The organism is Bacillus sp. UNC437CL72CviS29 (genome assembly GCF_000482345.1).
Lineage (GTDB): Bacteria > Bacillota > Bacilli > Bacillales > Bacillaceae_G > Bacillus_A > Bacillus_A arachidis.
Map to the genome: position 1 here is coordinate 368,896 of NZ_KI535303.1, position 17,889 is coordinate 386,784.

Sequence of the window (17,889 nt, forward strand, 5' to 3'; positions counted from 1 at the left end):
ATTCGGTTGCTTTTTACCAGCATTATTACTTCTACCTTTTCCCATATGTAAGCACCTCCCCTCCCTTTTACTATTCCCAAAATAAAAAATCCCCTTCTTTCAAGAGAATTTTTTAATATGTTTCTTTATCCCATTAATGTCCGATTTGTCCAGCATGTCCTGCAGTACTTCCTGCACTTCCAGCCCCGCCATACCATATTGGATGTTGCTGTTGCTGATGATGTACTTGTTGCTGATGATGTACTTGTTGCGGGTGATGACCATGTTGCTGATGATGTACTTGTTGCGGGTGATGACCATGTTGCGGGTGATGACCATGTTGCGGGTGATGACCATGTTGCGGGTGATGCACTTGTTGCGGGTGGTAACCATGATGCTGATGATGTACTTGTTGCGGGTGGTGACCGTGATGCGGGTGGTGGCCGTGATGCTGGTGATGACCGTGATGCTGGTGATGACCATGGTGCGGGTGATGACCATGATGCGGGTGATGACCATGATGCGGGTGATGACCATGAATCATTTGTGGAGACGTACCTACTCCTCCTACTAGAATAGGTGGGGTACCACCAAATCCTGGTTGTGAACCAATTGGTGCAGGGAAACCAGTTTGTGCCCCGCCTACAAATGTTGGAAATGTAGTTGGTGCTCCCACAGGAACTCCTCCTTGTGCTCCGCCTACAAATGCTGGAAATGTAGTTGGTGCTCCTACTGGAACTCCTCCTTGTGCCCCGCCTACAAATGCTGGAAATGTAGTTGGTGCTCCTACTGGAACTCCTCCTTGTGCTCCAACTACAGATGTAGGGAATCCTGCTGATACGCCCCCCATCCATGTTGGGTTTCCGCCGCATCCTCGCTGCATGGCCCCTGCCTTTAACATATTCGTCTCACCTGGCATAAAGCCGTGTGATGCGTTATTATTCATCCCTCTCATTTCTTTCACCTCTTCCTCTCAACTTAGCCTACCTTTTTTATCATATTTCACATGAGAGAATAGGTGTTTGTCTACAAATAAATTCCTTCATCACAAAAAAAGAGCAATCCCAAAAAGGACTGCTCTTTCGTATTAGTTTGCAACAATATTAACAAGTTTTCCAGGAACAACAATTACTTTACGAACTGTTTTTCCTTCAATTTGTTCTTTAACTGCCTCAATCGCTAGTTGTTCCATTTCTTCTTTTGATGCGTCTTTTTTCGTTTTCAGTTTTGCACGAACTTTCCCCATAACTTGAACAACGATTTCAACTTCATCTTCTACAAGTTTTGACTCATCAAATGTTGGCCAGCTTGCATATGTGATTGTTTCACTGTGCCCAAGTTTGCTCCAAAGTTCTTCAGCAACGTGTGGTGCAACTGGTGCAATCATTTTCACAAAACCTTCTACATATTCTTTCGGAAGAACTTCTGCTTTATATGCATCGTTAATGAACATCATCATTTGAGAGATTGCCGTGTTAAAGCGAAGCTCTGCATAGTCTTCTGTTACTTTCTTCACCGTTTGATGGTATGCCTTTTCAAGTTCCTTATTTGGTGCATAAGTAATTTTCTCACTTAGTTCACCGTTATCTTGAACAAATAGACGCCATACGCGATCTAAGAAGCGACGAGCTCCATCAAGACCATTTTCAGACCAAGCGATTGAAGCATCTAATGGTCCCATGAACATTTCGTAAAGACGAAGTGTATCTGCACCATGACTTGCTACGATATCATCAGGATTTACAACGTTACCTTTTGATTTACTCATTTTCTCGTTGTTTTCACCTAAGATCATACCTTGGTTAAATAGTTGTTGGAATGGCTCTTTCGTTGGAACCACACCGATATCATATAATACTTTATGCCAGAAACGAGCATATAGTAAGTGAAGTACAGCATGCTCTGCACCGCCGATATAAATATCAACTGGAAGCCATTGTTTTACTTTTTCAGGATCTACAAGTGCTTCGCTGTTGTTTGGATCAATATAACGTAGGTAGTACCAGCAGCTACCAGCCCATTGTGGCATTGTATTTGTTTCACGACGACCTTTTTTACCAGTTTCAGGATCTACAACGTTCACCCACTCTTCAATGTTTGCAAGTGGTGATTCACCTGTACCAGATGGGCGAATATTTTCTGTTTTTGGAAGAACTAATGGTAATTCTTCTTCTTTCACAGCTGTCATTGTGCCATCTTCCCAATGGATAACTGGAATTGGCTCACCCCAATAACGTTGACGGCTGAATAACCAGTCACGAAGACGGTATGTTACTTTTTGATTTCCTGCACTTGTTACTTCAAGCCATTCAATCATTTTTGCAATTGCTTCTTCTTTATTTAAACCATCTAAGAATGCCGAGTTTACGTGCGCACCATCACCTGTATGTGCTTCTTTTGTGATGTCTCCGCCTTTTACAACTTCTTTCATAGGAAGATCGAAGTTTTTCGCAAATTCATAATCACGCTCATCGTGAGCTGGAACTGCCATTACAGCACCTGTTCCGTAAGTTGCAAGAACATAGTCAGCAATCCAAATTGGTAATTTCTCACCGTTTACTGGGTTAATCGCATAAGCACCAGTGAATACGCCTGTTTTTTCCTTCGCAAGTTCTGTACGCTCTAAATCACTTTTCGCTTTTACAGAATCAATGTATGCTTCTACTGCTTCTTTTTGGTCTGCAGTTGTAATTTCTGCAACAAGTGCATGCTCTGGAGCAAGTACGCAGTAAGTTGCGCCAAATAGTGTATCAGGACGCGTTGTGAAAATTGTAAACTTCTTATCTGTACCATCGATATTGAAGTGTACTTCTGCACCTTCAGAACGACCAATCCAGTTACGCTGCATATCTTTTAAGCTTTCTGGCCAATCAAGCTCATCTAGATCTTCAAGTAGGCGATCTGCATAAGCAGTGATTTTTAACATCCATTGTTTCATCGGACGACGCTCAACAGGATGTCCGCCGCGCTCACTCTTACCGTCGATTACTTCTTCGTTTGCAAGTACTGTCCCAAGTGCTGGGCACCAGTTTACAGGAATTTCATCTACGTAAGCTAATCCTTTTTCAAATAGCTGTAAGAAAATCCATTGTGTCCATTTGTAGTAGTTTGGATCTGTTGTATTTACTTCACGGTCCCAATCATAAGAGAAACCTAATGCTTTAATTTGATTTCGGAACGTGTTAATGTTTTTCTCTGTAAATTCTGCTGGACTGTTTCCAGTATCAAGTGCATATTGCTCTGCTGGAAGACCGAATGCATCCCATCCCATTGGATGAAGAACATTATATCCTTGCATACGTTTCATACGAGATAAAATATCCGTTGCTGTATATCCTTCTGGATGCCCTACGTGTAGGCCTGCACCTGATGGATATGGGAACATATCTAGTGCATAAAATTTTGGTTTTTCTGTCTCATCTGGCGTACGGAATGTTTTATTCTCTTCCCAATACGATTGCCACTTCTTCTCAATTTCTTGATGATTAAAGCTCATGAGATATCCTCCATTCAAGTTATATTTATTTTCACCGCCTAAAATACAAAAAACCTCTCATCCCTAGAAAGGGACGAGAGGTTATAGATTCCCGCGGTACCACCCTAAATTAATGTAATAAAAGATGTTCAAAACGTCCCGTAAAGGTCGCTAAACAAGCATCAATATATACATTCGCTTAGATCCGTAACGTGGATTAACGGCAATTGCTACTTCATTTCACAACTGCAACTCAAAGGCGAGTTCATAACGAAACGTGGATTGACTTGCACCGACCGTCAACTCTCTAAACCAGCTTCTATTACTACTACTCCTTCTCACTGTTATTACAATATGAGTTAATTTAAATATATTCTAAAACAAGTTACATGTTCCGTCAAACTAAACCGCAATTTTTTCTTCTACTGTTTCTTCTACTTTTACTCGTTTATCATACATACTCGTTGCGATAAGTGCTACTACAAGCATTACCATGATTGCAATAAACAATACTTCCATATTATATAAGTCAACAATCGCTCCGCCGACAACAGGTCCAAACATTTTTCCAACAGTCGCCGCACTATTTACAACGCCTTGATAGAAACCAATCTTATCATTTGGCGCAAGGATATTTGCAATTGTTGGAACAGCTGGCCATACAAATAATTCACCAATTGTTAATGTCACCATCGCGACAAGGAACATCGTGAATTGCTGCGCTTGACTAAGTACGATAAATGACACTGCAAAAATACCGATTCCAATCATAATTTGTTGTTTTAAAGAACGCTTCATCGCACGAATCATCATACTTACAAGCGGCTGTGCACAAACGATCATTGCCCCGTTTATCGTCCATAATAAACTATAATGACGAAGGCTAATATTTAGCCCCTGCATATGCGTCGCAATTGCACCTTGCCACTGTACGTATGTAACCCAACATAAAGCATATGCTACACATACGATAAGAAGCGCCTTGAATCCTGGTGTAAGTGACCAACCTTTTTTCGCTTTGACCGCTGTTTGTATACTTTGTTCGTTTTTGTCCTCCATACCACGGAATCCGATAAAGGCAATTAAAAAGAAGATAAAGTATAAAATAAAATTCGCTAAGAAAATATAATCAAAACGATACGAAGCAACTAAACCACCGCACGCCGTTCCAACAGCGATTCCAACATTTTGTCCAACATACATCGCATTAAATGCTCTTCGTCCTCCCTCTGGCCAAACAGTGCCAACCATTGCGTACATCGATGGAAAGACCATTCCAGACCCGAATCCAATTAACGCTAGCCAAACAACATACAACGGCCAACCATGGAAAAACACAAGACCTAAAATCGACACAAGTGTAATAACAATTCCTACTAAAATTGATTTATATCCGCCCCATTTATCAAATAACACACCACCGAGCAAATTACCGATTACACCAGTTAACGAGTTAATCATCAACACCATTCCGGCCACAGATAGAGACTTCCCTAAATGATCGTGTAAATAAATTGTATTAAAAGGCCATAAAAAAGAAGCACCCGTGACATTAATGATCATCCCAGCTACTAATAGCCATACTTTCCTTGGCATAGTTTCCCCTCCTATTCTGTTTTTTCGTTCTATCCATAATAGTAAAATTGTAGTCGTTTTTAAATAGGAAGGCAACTGATTAATAGTTGGTGAAATTCAGACAATGAGATGTAGACTATATAAACACAAATTAAAAAATCGATATAAAAACCCTCTTTTTTAGGCAGGCAAGAGCATCTGGTCACGCATAGAAACCGTCAGGACCTTTTCCTGCGACATGCAAGGTCTAAAAGTAGCGATCATGGTGTATTCTGCACGGCAGTGACTTATAAAGAAAAGCGGAGCCGACCGTTTAGGCCTGTTGGCTAAGGTTCTTTCACGCAGAAGGTGTTTTTTACCTTCTCGTGTGGAAGGTTCTTAGACATGAGGGCCTAGGAGGCAGAGCTAGACAAAGATGTCGAAAAAATTAAAATAGATATATATAAAACCCACATCTACATAAAGAGGTGGGTTTTCGTTCACGCTTTACAGCATTGGGAGAATACACTGAAATTTCATCCCCTTATAAATCACGTGATTTAAATGTACGAATCGCTATAAAAATAGCTGCTAGCACATATAAAACAACATAAACAATCATCATATTACTCGGCGCTGAAACACTCCCGAACACTCCTTGTGAGGCTATTGATAAAGGATTGTCTCCTGAATCAAATAAATAGATTGTCATTTTACGATACATTGTATCAATTGGGAATAAAAGGCTTGCGATTATGCCCATGTTTACAAGTGCTGTTTTTTGTGCCAATGTACCGATTTGTTCAACAAATCCGCCAATAAATCCAGTTCCGTACAAAATAATTAACACAATGCCAGCATTTAATGTTGCCATACGCGTGCTTAGTAATATCGCGATGCTAATTAAAATAACGGGCTGGATCAAGAAGAGAGCCAATGCTTTTATAATCTGCGTCGCCGTGAAATCTAAATGAAACGCGCTCCCTCCCATTGTTTGATGAATAAGCACGATACTTATAAATAGAAAGGCTGCGTACGCAATCAGTAACAAGCATAAGCCGATCCATTTTCCCATTAAAAAGGAAAAGCGTGAGATTGGCCTCGTTAACCACGTATCAATTTGATGGCTTTCAATTTCATTGGCAATACTGCCAACACTACTTAAAATAGCTAACAACGCCGTAATAAACGAAGAAAAGTACAACCCCACTCCAAGAAGCTGTGTAGAAAAGAAACTCTTACCCATAAAGTCTTGAGCTGCCGAAATACCGCTAGATTTCCCTGGAAGAATTTCACTAACGGCATAATGAATGGCCACCCCATAAAATATTAAAAAGACAAATGTCATACATAACGTAATAGTAAAAATACGCTTTAACAGAATTTCTTTAAATGATAACTTGGCGATTGTCCACATGCTGCGTCCCCTCTCTCTTATTTACCCAGTACATAAACACATCTTCCAAATGCGGGTGAACCGGATTTAACTGATACACTGGAATATGTAGTGCTACAAATGCTTCTAACAATCTAGGAATGTCATCTTCTTGTTGTAGCGTAATAATCCAACGCTTACGATTTTGCTGTTCTTCTATCTTCCGTACATTTTTAACAAACGAAGGCAGTTGTTTAAAGAACAATTCGCTCTTTTCACCAAGTGTTACTTCAATTTCCGTTTGAATCATCATCAACGAGCGCCAATCTCCTTGGACAATTAACTCTCCCTTATTAATAATCGCCACGTGATCACATACATGTTCAATTTCATTTAATAGATGGCTGTTTAAAAATACTGTCTTCCCTTGGTCCCGAAGCTCTTCCATTAAATGACGCACTTCTTTCCGCCCGATTGGATCAAGCGCAGATGTTGGCTCATCTAAAAAAATCAATTCCGGATCAGAAAGCAGGGCACACGCAAGTCCGATACGTTGCTGCATTCCTTTTGAATAACCGCGAATTTTTTCTTTTTCCCTACCCTTTAAGCCAACTTTTTCAATAACCTCACTCATTTTTGCTTTCCGCTCACGAGAAGGAAGATCGCATAGTTTTGCATGTGTTTCAAGTAACTGCCATCCGGTCAGCCAATCAGGATAGCGAAACAGCTCAGGTAAATAGCCAATACGCCGTTTTGATTCTATTGTCCCAATCGGCTGTCCTAACATTTGCGCTGTTCCCGAATCCGCATGAATCAATCCAAGCATCGTTCGCACAAACGTACTTTTCCCTGCACCGTTAGGGCCTATAAATCCGAATACAGTACCGCGCGGCACATCTAATGAAATGTTGTGGATACCGCCTTTTCCGTTATATTGTTTTGTTAAGTTCTTCGTTTGAATAATCCAGTCTTGTGTCATGTTTTACCCCCGCTCTATACAGGAACAGAGCCGCCCCATTTCGCGGAGCCGCTCTTGTTCAATCATTATTTTAATTCATTTGCAAGTTTAATAAGATCGTTTGCATTCAATTCTTTCTCTTGCTCTTTATGTTGCTCGACCATGTGCATTTTCCCATCTTTCTCCCAAATAAGTACATTTTCATATTCAGCGCTATATAAGACGGCCTTTACTCCTTGAACCTTTGTCTCCGATACTTTTGCACCTTTTGCTACATAGGGAATCGGCAATGTATGTGTCCAATCTTGAATACCTGCAAGTTGTGTTTTCACATTCCCTGGAATAATCGGAAGCTCTAAAACTGTTTTTTGTAATTTCGTAACATTTACACCTTCTGGAACAGAAATTTTTGGTGCATCAATTACATTATAGGAAAAAGCGCGTGATGTTCGATTGCCCTCAACTTCTATTTGAGTACGTACTGATTCCGGAACTGTGATTGAAAACTGCTTACCATTCAAAGCACTTTCAAACTCAGTATTGCTTTGTAGTTGTTTCAATAATTTATTAGCTTTTTCTGTATCGAGCTCAAATTGCATAATAAATGACGAATTCACATCCACATTCGTTACCCGATATCCATTTGGCACTTTTGGAACTGCATACCCAGCTTCTCTTGCTTGCTGTTCCGACTGAAAATGAGCATCTTTTTTGCTTCCATTATCTTTGATTCCTATTTTACCAATTCCTTTAATGGACTTCTCTCCTTCTTCCATATTAGAAATCCATCCTTCAATTTCACGTAAGTCCGAATCGGTAAGTTGAACGAACTGCACATCCTTTACTCGAAAAATCGATAACAAGTTATTTGCTCCTGCCCGTACTTCTGGAACTGTTAAAGACACACATACAACTGCTGCCGCTGCTGCTGCAGTAATCCAACGTTTAGATGATTTCTTCATATTATGCCATCTTCCCTTCTTTTTACTTTCTTCACTGTTTGTTTCTTCCATTTTATGATTTTGTATATTTTGTTCAAAGGTTTTCCAAGCTTGTTCAACATCGATATCAATCTCTTCACTAACGTTTGTGAATTCATCATCCAATACAACTTCTCCCCATTGATTAAGCTTACTTACTTCTTCTAACGCCTTTTGACATGCTTTACAATGGTCAAGATGTTGAATATATTGCTTTCTTTCATCGCGGTTTAATTCTCCATCTAAATACGCTTGAATAAATCCAATATCTTGGCATTTCATTTGTCACTCCTCCTTCATCCCTCTATACATCTTCCGAAATTTCGCTTTCGCTCGTGCTAGCAATGTTCCAACCGAGGAAACTTCCATATGAGTAGCCTCCGCGATTTCTTTATATTGAAATCCCGAAAACTTCATTAATAAGAGGGTACGTTCACGCTCATCCATTTCTTTTAATGTACTTTGTACACGAGTAATTTCTTCTTTTTGAATACATTTCTCTTCCGATGACGGACTACTCATTGATTGTTTATAATTTGCTTCTTTTTCAATTCTTGCTTGATGCCTTTTTTCAGATCGCAAATAGTTATATGCTGCATAAATAGATGCTTTTGCCAGCCATGCCGATACACTTTCAATCTCTTTCCATTCTGTATGATATAATTGCAAAAATACTTCCTGCGCTAAATCTTCAGCAATCGCTTGCTCTCGCACAATTCGCATAATTTGTCTCACAACTTGAGCATAATATTGTTTAAATACATCTTGAAACTGTATATTAGAAACTGAATCTTGTTCATATATATTTAACAATGAAGCTTTCACCTCCACTCGTTTCTTCCTCCTTATTAGCCACTTTCACTATAAAGAAACCACAAATTTGCTATTTGTGACAAAAAATAAAAAATATTTTCTTGTAATGGTTCATTCTTATTATAACCGTGTATTGAAACCCATTTTAATTCCTTGTTCTCTAAGAAACTTTGTTCAGAAGCATAAATCGTATATATAAAAAAAGGACCTGCCTCAAAAGACCGCTTTTAGTGGTCTTTTGGGGCAGCTCCTTTCTATATTGGAATCGATCTCTAAAACATACATTCTATCCCACATGATTTCCTGTTATAACTTGCATTCTGTTTTGTAATTACATCAATAGAACTATTTATGACTAATCTTTATATTTTAATTTCCCACAGGTGATTCATCCTATTTCTGATTTTGACCGCTCTTTAGAACTCCATTTAAATATTTTATCTAATACAGCATATATCCTATTGGATTCCTTCGCTAGTAAAGGTCCTATAGATGCCAATATCAAAACATATAAAGCTGAAAATGGTTTAATTGTAGCCATTAAGCCACCTGCCATTCCGATATTCGCTAAAATAATAGAAAATTCTCCTCTTGATACAATTGTTAATCCAATATTCACAGAAACCTTATGGGATAACCCCGCTTTACGTCCAGCAATCATTCCAGCTACAAAGTTTCCGCAGATTGTTAATAGAACTGCTCCTAGTGTTAACCATACAGCCCCACCAAGTGAAAACGGATCTATACTTAAACCGAAACTGAAAAAGAAGATAGCTCCAAAGAAATCACGGAAAGGAACAACAAGATGTTCAATTCGATCACTATGTTCTGTTTCAGAAAAAACGAGTCCTAATAGAAGAGCTCCAATCGCTTCCGCAACATGAATCGTTTCTGAAATACCAGCTATAAAGAATAAAGCTGCAAATACTACGATAATAAATATTTCATTTGAACTAATATCTAATAACTTATTTAAAATAGGGGTACCTTTTCTTGCCACTATAAAGAATAGCAGCATATATCCTAACGCGATACCTATAGAAGTAATTGCACCTAAAAATGATGCATGATCTCCGAGAACCAGTCCAGAAACTACTGATAGATATACAGCAAGAAAAATATCTTCAAACATAATAATCCCTAAAATTAGTTCTGTTTCATTATTACCGGTTCTTCTTAAATCCACTATTACTTTTGCCACAATAGCACTAGAAGAAATTGTAATAATCCCTGCTATAATTAATATTTCTAATAAAGGAAAACCAGCAAGATACCCATATAATAACCCTAAAGTAAAATTAATGAGGATATATATTGTTCCACCAGTAACAATAGAGCGACCGGATTTAATTAGTTTTTTCATGGAAAACTCTAAACCCAAGTAAAAAAGAAGGAAGAGGACACCGATTCTCCCAAGAAAAGAAATAACTTCTGCACTTTCTATAAATCTGAAATCGATAACACCAATTACAGGAGCATGAGGCCCCACTAACATTCCGAGGATGATAAGGAAGGGAATAATGGAAAATTTAAATCTCCCAGCAAGTATTGCACCAATTGCAACTAAAACTAAGGCTGTTCCAACTTCTAAAATCAAAGTATTCATCGACTATCAATCCCCCCCATTTGAAAGTAATTCCTTAATAAATCTTTTAATCTCTAGCCTTTCTCCAGATAGAACTAGCATATCACCTGCGTCAATTACAGAATCTGGTCCTGGATTAAATAACTTCTTCATATTCTTTTTCATGATTGCAATCACAGTTACATTGTATTTTTTTCTTATTCCGAGATCGCCAATTGTTTGACCGATTGCTGAAGCACTATTTTCAACTTTAAACCACTCAATTGCTAATCCCTCAAACACCATTTCAATTGTTTCTAAGGCTTGTGGTTTATATACCATCCCCCCTAATATGGCAGCGATTTGTCTTGCTTCCGAGTCACGAAGAGAGATACTTGAAATACTTTCATCATGACTAGAATCAAAATGGTACATTTCTCTGCGTCCATCATCATGAATAACAATCACCATTTTTTCGTTATTTTTAGTAATTACTTCAAATTTATAACCGATACCCGGAAGCTCACTTTCTCTAATATTCATTATATTTCCTCCTTGGTATGTTTAATTTGCAATACTGTTTGTTTTATAAATCTACATCAATTTTTGTTTTAAACTTTTCTTCTTTCGAGATCCCAAGATATTTTAACGTTTCAGATGGAGTAGCATGATGAAAGTGTTTTTGAAGAAGTGCAATTGCTACTCCTCGTTTATATGCATGGTAACCAAATGTTTTTCGCATAGAGTTTGTTCCAATCTTTCCAGGAATGCCAATTTCTTCAGCTGCCCGATGAATAATGCGATACGCTTGTTGACGCGTAATCGGATTTTTCGTTTTATTGGATTGAAATATATATTGCCCCTTCTCTACTTGAGAGGAGTGAAAATAATCTAAAAGAGCATCTTTTACTTTTGAATTCAAATAAATATCTTGATTATATTTTTCATCTTTTCCAGGAAGCAAGTAAAAATCTTTAATTGTTCCACCTTCATCTAAAACATCTTCAACTTTTATAATTAATAATTCAGTAATTTTAAGGCCTGTATTAATCCCTAAAACAAATAATAAATAATCACGTTTTGAGTGTTCCTCTAAATACTTCTTCATCGCTTGAATTTGCTTAATATCCTTTAATGCTTCTACACATTCCATACATGTATTCTCCTCATCATATGATACATACTCACTGTTTTCATTTCTCTTATTCTGTATCATTTTATCTTATCATATCTGAAGATTTCCATGTATGTTGCCTGTTATCATTAAAGTTATTTATGCACTACACAACTGGGGCAATAGATTTTAATATCCCTAAAAACTCAGGATATTTATGGTTGGGGAATTTAACGTTATAAAAATAGGTTGAAATAACAAAAAACACAAGAGATAAAAGAGAAAATACTATAACATCTTTTGATTTCAAAATGGTACCAACTAGACGAAATAACGATTCATTTTGTGTATTCAAAATTGTTTCCTCCTATCTTCTAAAGATGGGCTTCGTAATACGTTGTTTCATAATTTTTATCCCTTATTTATGTTTTACTAAACAATACTTGTTCATCTCTCCTTTCTTTATCTTCATGTTACTTAATTATAGTTTAAACTATAATTAAGTAACCTTGCAAGTGTTTTTCTGTTTTTTCTTATTAATAGTTTTTTTGAAATTAGCTCCTTAATACTTATAAAAAACAGTCGCCTTAAACGTTTTAATCAAAAAATACCGAGCACCCTCTGCTCGGTATTTTCTAAATCTTAGTCTTCTTTCGAAAGAACTATTTCTTTATACAATTGAACTGTAATGAAGTAATAAATTGCGTAAATGACTACGAAAATAACAATTGGAAGCCAAATACGGAAATACGGATCAAGTAAAATAAATCCGAAAATGTTCATTCCAACCAATACGTGAGCGATACCTACAATCGCTGGGAATAAGAATACTAAGAATAACTCTTTATAGATAGACTTCGTTAATAATTCACGGCGAACACCGATTTTACGAAGCATTTGATAACGTGTAATATCTTTTGATGCACCAGAAAGAATTTTAAACATTAAACAACTTGCCATCATTGCTAAGAAAGCAATTCCGAGGAAGAAGCCCATAAATACTGTTCCACTTGCCATACCGTGAAACCCAGTATACATCACATATTTAGTTTGTAAATTATCTGCTTTTATATTTTTATATTTATCTAGTTGCAACTCGTCAAGTTTTTTCCATTCTTTTGTATATGCTACAAAATCATCTGTTTTTCCAATACATACAATACCTTCTTTACCTTTTATACCATCGTACATTTTTTGATCGACAATTTTAATTGCTTGATCAGGGAATAAATAAAATGGCTGAAGCGTTCTAAAAGCTTCCTCCCATTCTTCTGGAAGTTTTTTTGTATTCGCATCTTTTTCGTTCATATTTCTTGAAATAGCACCTACGGGAAGCTCTTCAGAAACCTTCTTAAATTTATCAAAACTTTCTTTACCTACACCATCGCGTACCAATGGGCGATTTTTCTCTAAATCTTCTTTTAAGTAGTAAACATATTTATCATCTGTTTTGTAACGATATTCACTTTTTTCTTTAAATGGAATACCATCTAAAATTTTCTTTTCTTTTGCTGTTGGGTTATGAACCACTGAATCATATATTTCAACACCATCAACAGTCTTCATAACATTATTTTTAAAAGCCATACCGCCAGAAATTGCTCCTGCACCAAGTGCAATTAACATCGCAACTGTTGCAAGTACCTTTGTTAAACTATTGATACGGAAGTTTAATTGCGCAAATGTAAATGCGTTAAGCCCCTTTTCACTACGCTTCTTATTGTTCTTTAGCTTTTTAATAATAAATGGTAGGGCAGATCCAAATAACATATAAGTGCCTGCTGTTGTTGTAATTAACGCAATAATAATTCCCATTTCTCTTAACTTCTCCATATAAACCATGGAAGCATAACCAATGCCTAATAAAACAATTGCTAAAAATGCTACTACACCCGTCAATTTTCCTTTCACCGCAACACGCTCTGTTTGTGCATCTGCATGTACAAGTTGTAAGACTGAAATACGTGATAGCTTAATACTGTTCATAATTGCAGATAACACAAATAGTGCAAAGAAGAAAGTGCAAGTAACAGTCATTGATGGGACATAAAATGCTTGATAACCACCTGCAGTAAACTCAAGCTGCTTCATAAGTAGCTGCCCAATTCCTTGTGCAAGACCTACACCTACTGTAATCCCAATCACTAGAGATGCTACTCCAATAATGATTGTTTCCATAAACATAAGTAGTGTAATCTTATGCTTTTTTGCTCCCAGCATCATATACATACCGAACTCTTTTTGACGAAGTGATAGTAAGAAAGAGTTCGCGTATAAAATGTAGAAAAACGTGATAATTGCTAGTAAGAATGAACCAGCTTGGAATACAAATCCAATCGACCTAATAATAGAATTTGATTCAAGAAACGCCTTATTCAGTGCTAACGTTTGAAACATATAAAAAATTGAAATAGACATAACAAGACCAACAAGTAAGACGATATAGTCTTTCAGCTTACTTTTTAGTCCTGACATAGAAAGCTTAAATAACATGCCTGAACCTCCTTTCTTATGCTTTTTGTGTACCTAAGTCTGCAAGTACATCTAAAATTTCTTTATAGAACGCTTCACGCGTACCACCGCGATGAATTTCTTTGTATAGCTCTCCATCTTGAATGAATAAAATACGCTGACAGTAACTTGCACTATATGGATCGTGAGTAACCATCATAATAGAAACGCCTTGTTCTTCGTTTAAATTTGTCATCGCATCTAGAAGACTTGTTGCGTTTTTAGAATCAAGTGCTCCTGTTGGTTCATCTCCTAAAATGATTGCTGGTTCATGCACAAGTGCACGCGCTGCTGCTGAGCGTTGTTTTTGTCCACCAGATACTTCAGAAGGGTACTTTTGAAGTATTGCTGAAATTCCTAGCATTTCCGCTACCTTCTCTACTTTTGGTCCAATTTTACGTGATGGAACACCTTGAAGTGATAACGGTAAAGCGATGTTTTCATAGATTGATAAGTTCTCTAATAAATTAAAGTCTTGGAAAATAAATCCTAATTTTTGAGAACGGAAATCAGATAGTTCACCTTGCTTCATCTTTGTAATATCCGTACCTGCAATTTCAACAACACCGCCTGTTGCTTTATCTAATGTTGAAATTACATTTAGTAACGTTGTTTTCCCCGAACCAGATGGCCCCATGATGCCAACAAATTCACCTTCTTGAATTGAGAATGATACACCTTTTAATGCGTGTGATTGACTCTCACCTTTTTTACCGTACACTTTTTGAACACTTTTAACGTCTACAACTGGTTTGTTCATATATATCCTCCTACGCTTGTTTTTCCATTTCCTATTTTGCGCCTTTTGGAAGATATCTGCTATTGCTTAACATTACATTCACCTTACACTTTTGTAATATAATTGAACTCCCCCCACCTACCGTTAAGCGCTTGAGGTAGGGGTCTTCTCGCTAAATATGATAAAAAAGTTGAGTTTGTATAAACTCAACTTTTCATAGCACTAACCCTTTAAAACAAACTCATTTCCTTCATTATCTTTAAAAATAGAAAACGTTCCCCACGCCATTTCATTCGGCTCTTGCGTAAACTCTACCCCGTTCTTCTTCATTGTTTCATACGTTTCTGTAATATTTTCTGTTACAAATACGATCGATGCTTTTAATTCATTTGCATTTGGCATCATTGATTTTGGATAAATAACTAAGTGAGAACGTGTTCCTTTTGGTCCTACTTCAATCCAGCTTGCATTTGGTCCCATTGGGTCATTACGGTATACTTCAAATCCAGCCTGTTCCGTCCAAAATTCAAGTGCCTTTTGTTGATCCTCTACGTAAACTGCTACTGTACCGATATGTGCAATCATTATTCATTCCTCCGTTACTATTCTTACTTGAAACTTAATTATAATGTAGGTGCTCAAAATTACAAAAAATAAAACCAGGTCATACTGCGACCTGGCTTACTCTGATTGTTTCGATTTTTGCGGTTGTCCCTTTTTACGATTCTGCTGTTTTGCTTGTACTACTGGATCAAGTTCATTTGAAAATTCTGCGTTATGCCCATTTTGTGTTTTTTGCTCTGGGTTGTTTTGATCTGAGCGCTTTGCCACTTTCATTCACTCCTTATTAGTGTGGTGTAATAATCATTTGATGCTGCAATTGACGAACCGCCATACGTGCACGGTTTAACTGTTCACGCTGTTCATCATTTGCGTGTTGCTGCATTACTTGTAAATCGTTATAAGCCTGTTCCAATTTTAACTGCGCATCAGAATACTCCATTGTGTTGTAATGCTCTTGTCTACTTCCAATATCTAATTGTTCTTTTGCATATTCGATCGCTTGCTCTGCTTGCGTAATATATTCTTCAAGTGATTGACGCTCTGCCATTACATTTTTCCTCCTTGCCGTTAATTCCCCCTTAGTGTGTCCCTTCCATATTGACCTTATGAGTATGTTATAATGGATTTTGTTTCATTTTAGGTTTTAGGAGGGATATGTAATGAAGGCTCAAAACCCTTTTCCATATACAAATGACAATAAACGTTACCATACGTGGAATTATCACTTACGAAAAGAGTTCGGCGAAAAAATCTTTAAAGTTTCATTAGACGCTGGATTTGATTGTCCAAACCGTGATGGCACAGTTGCATACGGCGGATGCACATTTTGCAGCGCTGCCGGTTCTGGTGACTTTGCTGGTGATCGCCGCGATGATGTTATAACGCAGTATCATGAAATGAAAGAAAAAATGCATTCAAAATGGAAGGATGGAAAGTGTATCGCTTATTTCCAAGCATACACAAACACACACGCTCCATTAGAAGTGTTAAAAGAAAAATTCGAACCACTTTTAGCAGAAAAAGACGTTGTTGGTCTTTCCATTGCTACTCGCCCTGACTGCTTACCTGACGATGTTGTGGAATATTTAGCTGATTTAAATAAACGGACATATCTTTGGGTCGAACTTGGACTACAAACTGTTCACGAGCGCACAGCAAATCTTATTAACCGTGCCCATGACTATCCGTCATATGTGGAAGGTGTAAACAAGCTTCGTAAACACGGCATTAGAGTATGCTCTCATATTATTAACGGTCTCCCACTTGAAGACTACGACATGATGATGGAAACGGCGCGTGAAGTAGCCAAACTTGATGTGCAAGGAATTAAAATTCATTTGCTCCATTTATTAAAAGGAACGCCAATGGTGAAGCAATATGAAAAAGGACAATTAGAATTTCTTTCTCTCGAGAATTATGTAAGTCTCGTTGTCGATCAACTTGAGATTATTCCAGCAAATATGATTGTGCATCGTATCACAGGTGACGGTCCACCTGACTTAATGATTGGTCCAATGTGGAGCTTAAACAAATGGGAGGTATTAAATTCCATAGATGCAGAATTTGTACGCCGCGGAAGCTGGCAAGGGAAATATGCAAACGAGGTGAAACCAGTATGAAATTAGAACGTGTCTTGCCGTTTGCACGCACTCTTTTGCAAACAGCTGTTAAAGAAGGCGATTATGCTGTAGATGCAACACTTGGAAACGGTCATGATACTTGCTTTCTAGCGGAAATCATTGGAGAGAGCGGGAGAGTATTTGGATTTGATATTCAGCAGGAAGCAATTGAAAACTCGACTGCTCGTCTAAAAGAAAAAGGCCTAGAAGAACGAACTGTTCTTATTCATGACAGCCACGACACTTTGTTATCCGTATTACCAGAAGAAGCAAGAGGGAAAGTGACTGGAGCCATTTTTAACTTAGGTTACCTTCCTGGCGGTGACAAACATATCGTTACAAAACCAAATTCAACGATAGCTGCCATCGAACAATTATTAGACATCATGGCACCAGAAGGAATCATCGTTCTTGTCATTTATCACGGACATCCTGAAGGACAAATAGAACGTGATGCTGTACTGAAATTCGCTGAAGAACTGGATCAAACACAAGCCCACGTGCTTCGTTACGGATTCATTAACCAACAAAATAATCCGCCATTTATCGTGGCGATTGAAAAGCGATAAGCCGTGCATACACTGCACGGCTTTTTTATTGTCCTATCGACAAACATTACCATATAATGGATGTGTAAACCTTAC

Annotated in this window: 18 protein-coding genes and 1 other annotated feature; of the genes, 2 read left to right on the forward strand and 16 right to left on the reverse strand. The window is 37.6% G+C overall.

Annotated elements, in window-relative coordinates; translation table 11 throughout:
- Positions 1-133 precede the first annotated feature (133 nt).
- From M014_RS27430 to M014_RS0122945, 16 genes are all read right to left on the reverse strand, one after another.
- Positions 134-934, reverse strand: a complete 801-nt coding sequence (locus M014_RS27430; RefSeq protein WP_035415664.1) for a hypothetical protein — start codon at positions 932-934, stop codon at positions 134-136.
- Positions 935-1,066: 132 nt separating this feature from the next.
- Complete coding sequence (gene leuS, locus M014_RS0122875) at positions 1,067-3,475, reverse strand: leucine--tRNA ligase (protein WP_026593769.1); 2,409 nt, start codon at positions 3,473-3,475, stop codon at positions 1,067-1,069.
- Positions 3,476-3,541: 66 nt separating this feature from the next.
- Positions 3,542-3,805: a binding site (T-box leader), on the reverse strand.
- A 51-nt stretch (positions 3,806-3,856) separates the two neighbouring features.
- Positions 3,857-5,050 (reverse strand): MDR family MFS transporter, encoded by a 1,194-nt coding sequence (locus M014_RS0122880; RefSeq protein ID WP_026593770.1) that lies wholly within the window; start codon positions 5,048-5,050, stop codon positions 3,857-3,859.
- A 502-nt stretch (positions 5,051-5,552) separates the two neighbouring features.
- Positions 5,553-6,425, reverse strand: coding sequence for an ABC transporter permease subunit (locus tag M014_RS0122885; protein ID WP_026593771.1), 873 nt, complete (start codon positions 6,423-6,425; stop codon positions 5,553-5,555).
- Positions 6,397-7,362 carry an ABC transporter ATP-binding protein gene (locus tag M014_RS0122890; RefSeq protein WP_026593772.1) on the reverse strand — a complete coding sequence of 322 codons (966 nt, stop codon included), beginning with the start codon at positions 7,360-7,362 and terminating at the stop codon, positions 6,397-6,399. The genes M014_RS0122885 and M014_RS0122890 overlap by 29 nt, the downstream gene beginning before the upstream one ends.
- Positions 7,363-7,427: 65 nt before the next feature.
- A complete protein-coding gene (locus M014_RS0122895; protein ID WP_026593773.1) occupies positions 7,428-8,603 on the reverse strand; it encodes an anti-sigma factor family protein in 1,176 nt (391 codons plus the stop codon).
- A gap of 3 nt (positions 8,604-8,606) precedes the next feature.
- Positions 8,607-9,152, reverse strand: coding sequence for an RNA polymerase sigma factor SigX (locus tag M014_RS0122900; protein WP_081811111.1), 546 nt, complete (start codon positions 9,150-9,152; stop codon positions 8,607-8,609).
- A gap of 370 nt (positions 9,153-9,522) precedes the next feature.
- Entirely contained in the window at positions 9,523-10,740 is a 1,218-nt protein-coding gene (locus tag M014_RS0122905) for a cation:proton antiporter (protein ID WP_026593775.1), read from the reverse strand.
- 6 nt (positions 10,741-10,746) lie between these two features.
- Entirely contained in the window at positions 10,747-11,241 is a 495-nt protein-coding gene (locus tag M014_RS0122910) for a cation:proton antiporter regulatory subunit (RefSeq protein WP_026593776.1), read from the reverse strand.
- A gap of 43 nt (positions 11,242-11,284) precedes the next feature.
- The gene (locus M014_RS0122915) at positions 11,285-11,851 is read right to left on the reverse strand and encodes a tyrosine-type recombinase/integrase (RefSeq protein WP_026593777.1); all 567 of its coding nucleotides are present in this window, start codon (positions 11,849-11,851) and stop codon (positions 11,285-11,287) included.
- Between the two features lie 127 nt (positions 11,852-11,978).
- Positions 11,979-12,167 carry a hypothetical protein gene (locus M014_RS0122920; RefSeq protein WP_026593778.1) on the reverse strand — a complete coding sequence of 63 codons (189 nt, stop codon included), beginning with the start codon at positions 12,165-12,167 and terminating at the stop codon, positions 11,979-11,981.
- A 287-nt stretch (positions 12,168-12,454) separates the two neighbouring features.
- Entirely contained in the window at positions 12,455-14,305 is a 1,851-nt protein-coding gene (locus M014_RS0122925) for an FtsX-like permease family protein (protein ID WP_026593779.1), read from the reverse strand.
- A gap of 16 nt (positions 14,306-14,321) precedes the next feature.
- On the reverse strand, positions 14,322-15,083 hold the full coding sequence (locus M014_RS0122930) for an ABC transporter ATP-binding protein (protein ID WP_026593780.1): 762 nt from the start codon (positions 15,081-15,083) through the stop codon (positions 14,322-14,324).
- Positions 15,084-15,284: 201 nt separating this feature from the next.
- The gene (locus M014_RS0122935; protein WP_026593781.1) at positions 15,285-15,647 is read right to left on the reverse strand and encodes a VOC family protein; all 363 of its coding nucleotides are present in this window, start codon (positions 15,645-15,647) and stop codon (positions 15,285-15,287) included.
- A 96-nt stretch (positions 15,648-15,743) separates the two neighbouring features.
- Positions 15,744-15,893 carry a hypothetical protein gene (locus tag M014_RS0122940; protein ID WP_026593782.1) on the reverse strand — a complete coding sequence of 50 codons (150 nt, stop codon included), beginning with the start codon at positions 15,891-15,893 and terminating at the stop codon, positions 15,744-15,746.
- 16 nt (positions 15,894-15,909) lie between these two features.
- A complete protein-coding gene (locus M014_RS0122945; RefSeq protein WP_026593783.1) occupies positions 15,910-16,173 on the reverse strand; it encodes a YtzC family protein in 264 nt (87 codons plus the stop codon).
- A gap of 112 nt (positions 16,174-16,285) precedes the next feature.
- Between M014_RS0122945 and M014_RS0122950 the strand changes: the two genes are divergently transcribed.
- Positions 16,286-17,245 carry a TIGR01212 family radical SAM protein gene (locus M014_RS0122950; protein WP_026593784.1) on the forward strand — a complete coding sequence of 320 codons (960 nt, stop codon included), beginning with the start codon at positions 16,286-16,288 and terminating at the stop codon, positions 17,243-17,245.
- On the forward strand, positions 17,242-17,814 hold the full coding sequence (locus M014_RS0122955; protein WP_026593785.1) for a class I SAM-dependent methyltransferase: 573 nt from the start codon (positions 17,242-17,244) through the stop codon (positions 17,812-17,814). Before M014_RS0122950 ends, M014_RS0122955 begins: the two co-directional genes overlap by 4 nt.
- Positions 17,815-17,889: the final 75 nt, after the last annotated feature.

Coding starts and splice junctions, on each gene's coding strand:
- M014_RS0122910 (WP_026593776.1), bottom strand. CDS start 11,241: ATGAATATTAGAGAAAGTGAGCTTCCGGGTATCGGTTATAAATTTGAA.
- leuS (WP_026593769.1), bottom strand. CDS start 3,475: ATGAGCTTTAATCATCAAGAAATTGAGAAGAAGTGGCAATCGTATTGG.
- M014_RS0122880 (WP_026593770.1), bottom strand. CDS start 5,050: ATGCCAAGGAAAGTATGGCTATTAGTAGCTGGGATGATCATTAATGTC.
- M014_RS0122885 (WP_026593771.1), bottom strand. CDS start 6,425: ATGTGGACAATCGCCAAGTTATCATTTAAAGAAATTCTGTTAAAGCGT.
- M014_RS0122945 (WP_026593783.1), bottom strand. CDS start 16,173: ATGGCAGAGCGTCAATCACTTGAAGAATATATTACGCAAGCAGAGCAA.
- M014_RS0122955 (WP_026593785.1), top strand. CDS start 17,242: ATGAAATTAGAACGTGTCTTGCCGTTTGCACGCACTCTTTTGCAAACA.
- M014_RS0122915 (WP_026593777.1), bottom strand. CDS start 11,851: ATGGAATGTGTAGAAGCATTAAAGGATATTAAGCAAATTCAAGCGATG.
- M014_RS0122930 (WP_026593780.1), bottom strand. CDS start 15,083: ATGAACAAACCAGTTGTAGACGTTAAAAGTGTTCAAAAAGTGTACGGT.
- M014_RS0122950 (WP_026593784.1), top strand. CDS start 16,286: ATGAAGGCTCAAAACCCTTTTCCATATACAAATGACAATAAACGTTAC.
- M014_RS0122905 (WP_026593775.1), bottom strand. CDS start 10,740: ATGAATACTTTGATTTTAGAAGTTGGAACAGCCTTAGTTTTAGTTGCA.
- M014_RS0122935 (WP_026593781.1), bottom strand. CDS start 15,647: ATGATTGCACATATCGGTACAGTAGCAGTTTACGTAGAGGATCAACAA.
- M014_RS27430 (WP_035415664.1), bottom strand. CDS start 934: ATGAGAGGGATGAATAATAACGCATCACACGGCTTTATGCCAGGTGAG.
- M014_RS0122890 (WP_026593772.1), bottom strand. CDS start 7,362: ATGACACAAGACTGGATTATTCAAACGAAGAACTTAACAAAACAATAT.
- M014_RS0122895 (WP_026593773.1), bottom strand. CDS start 8,603: ATGAAATGCCAAGATATTGGATTTATTCAAGCGTATTTAGATGGAGAA.
- M014_RS0122925 (WP_026593779.1), bottom strand. CDS start 14,305: ATGTTATTTAAGCTTTCTATGTCAGGACTAAAAAGTAAGCTGAAAGAC.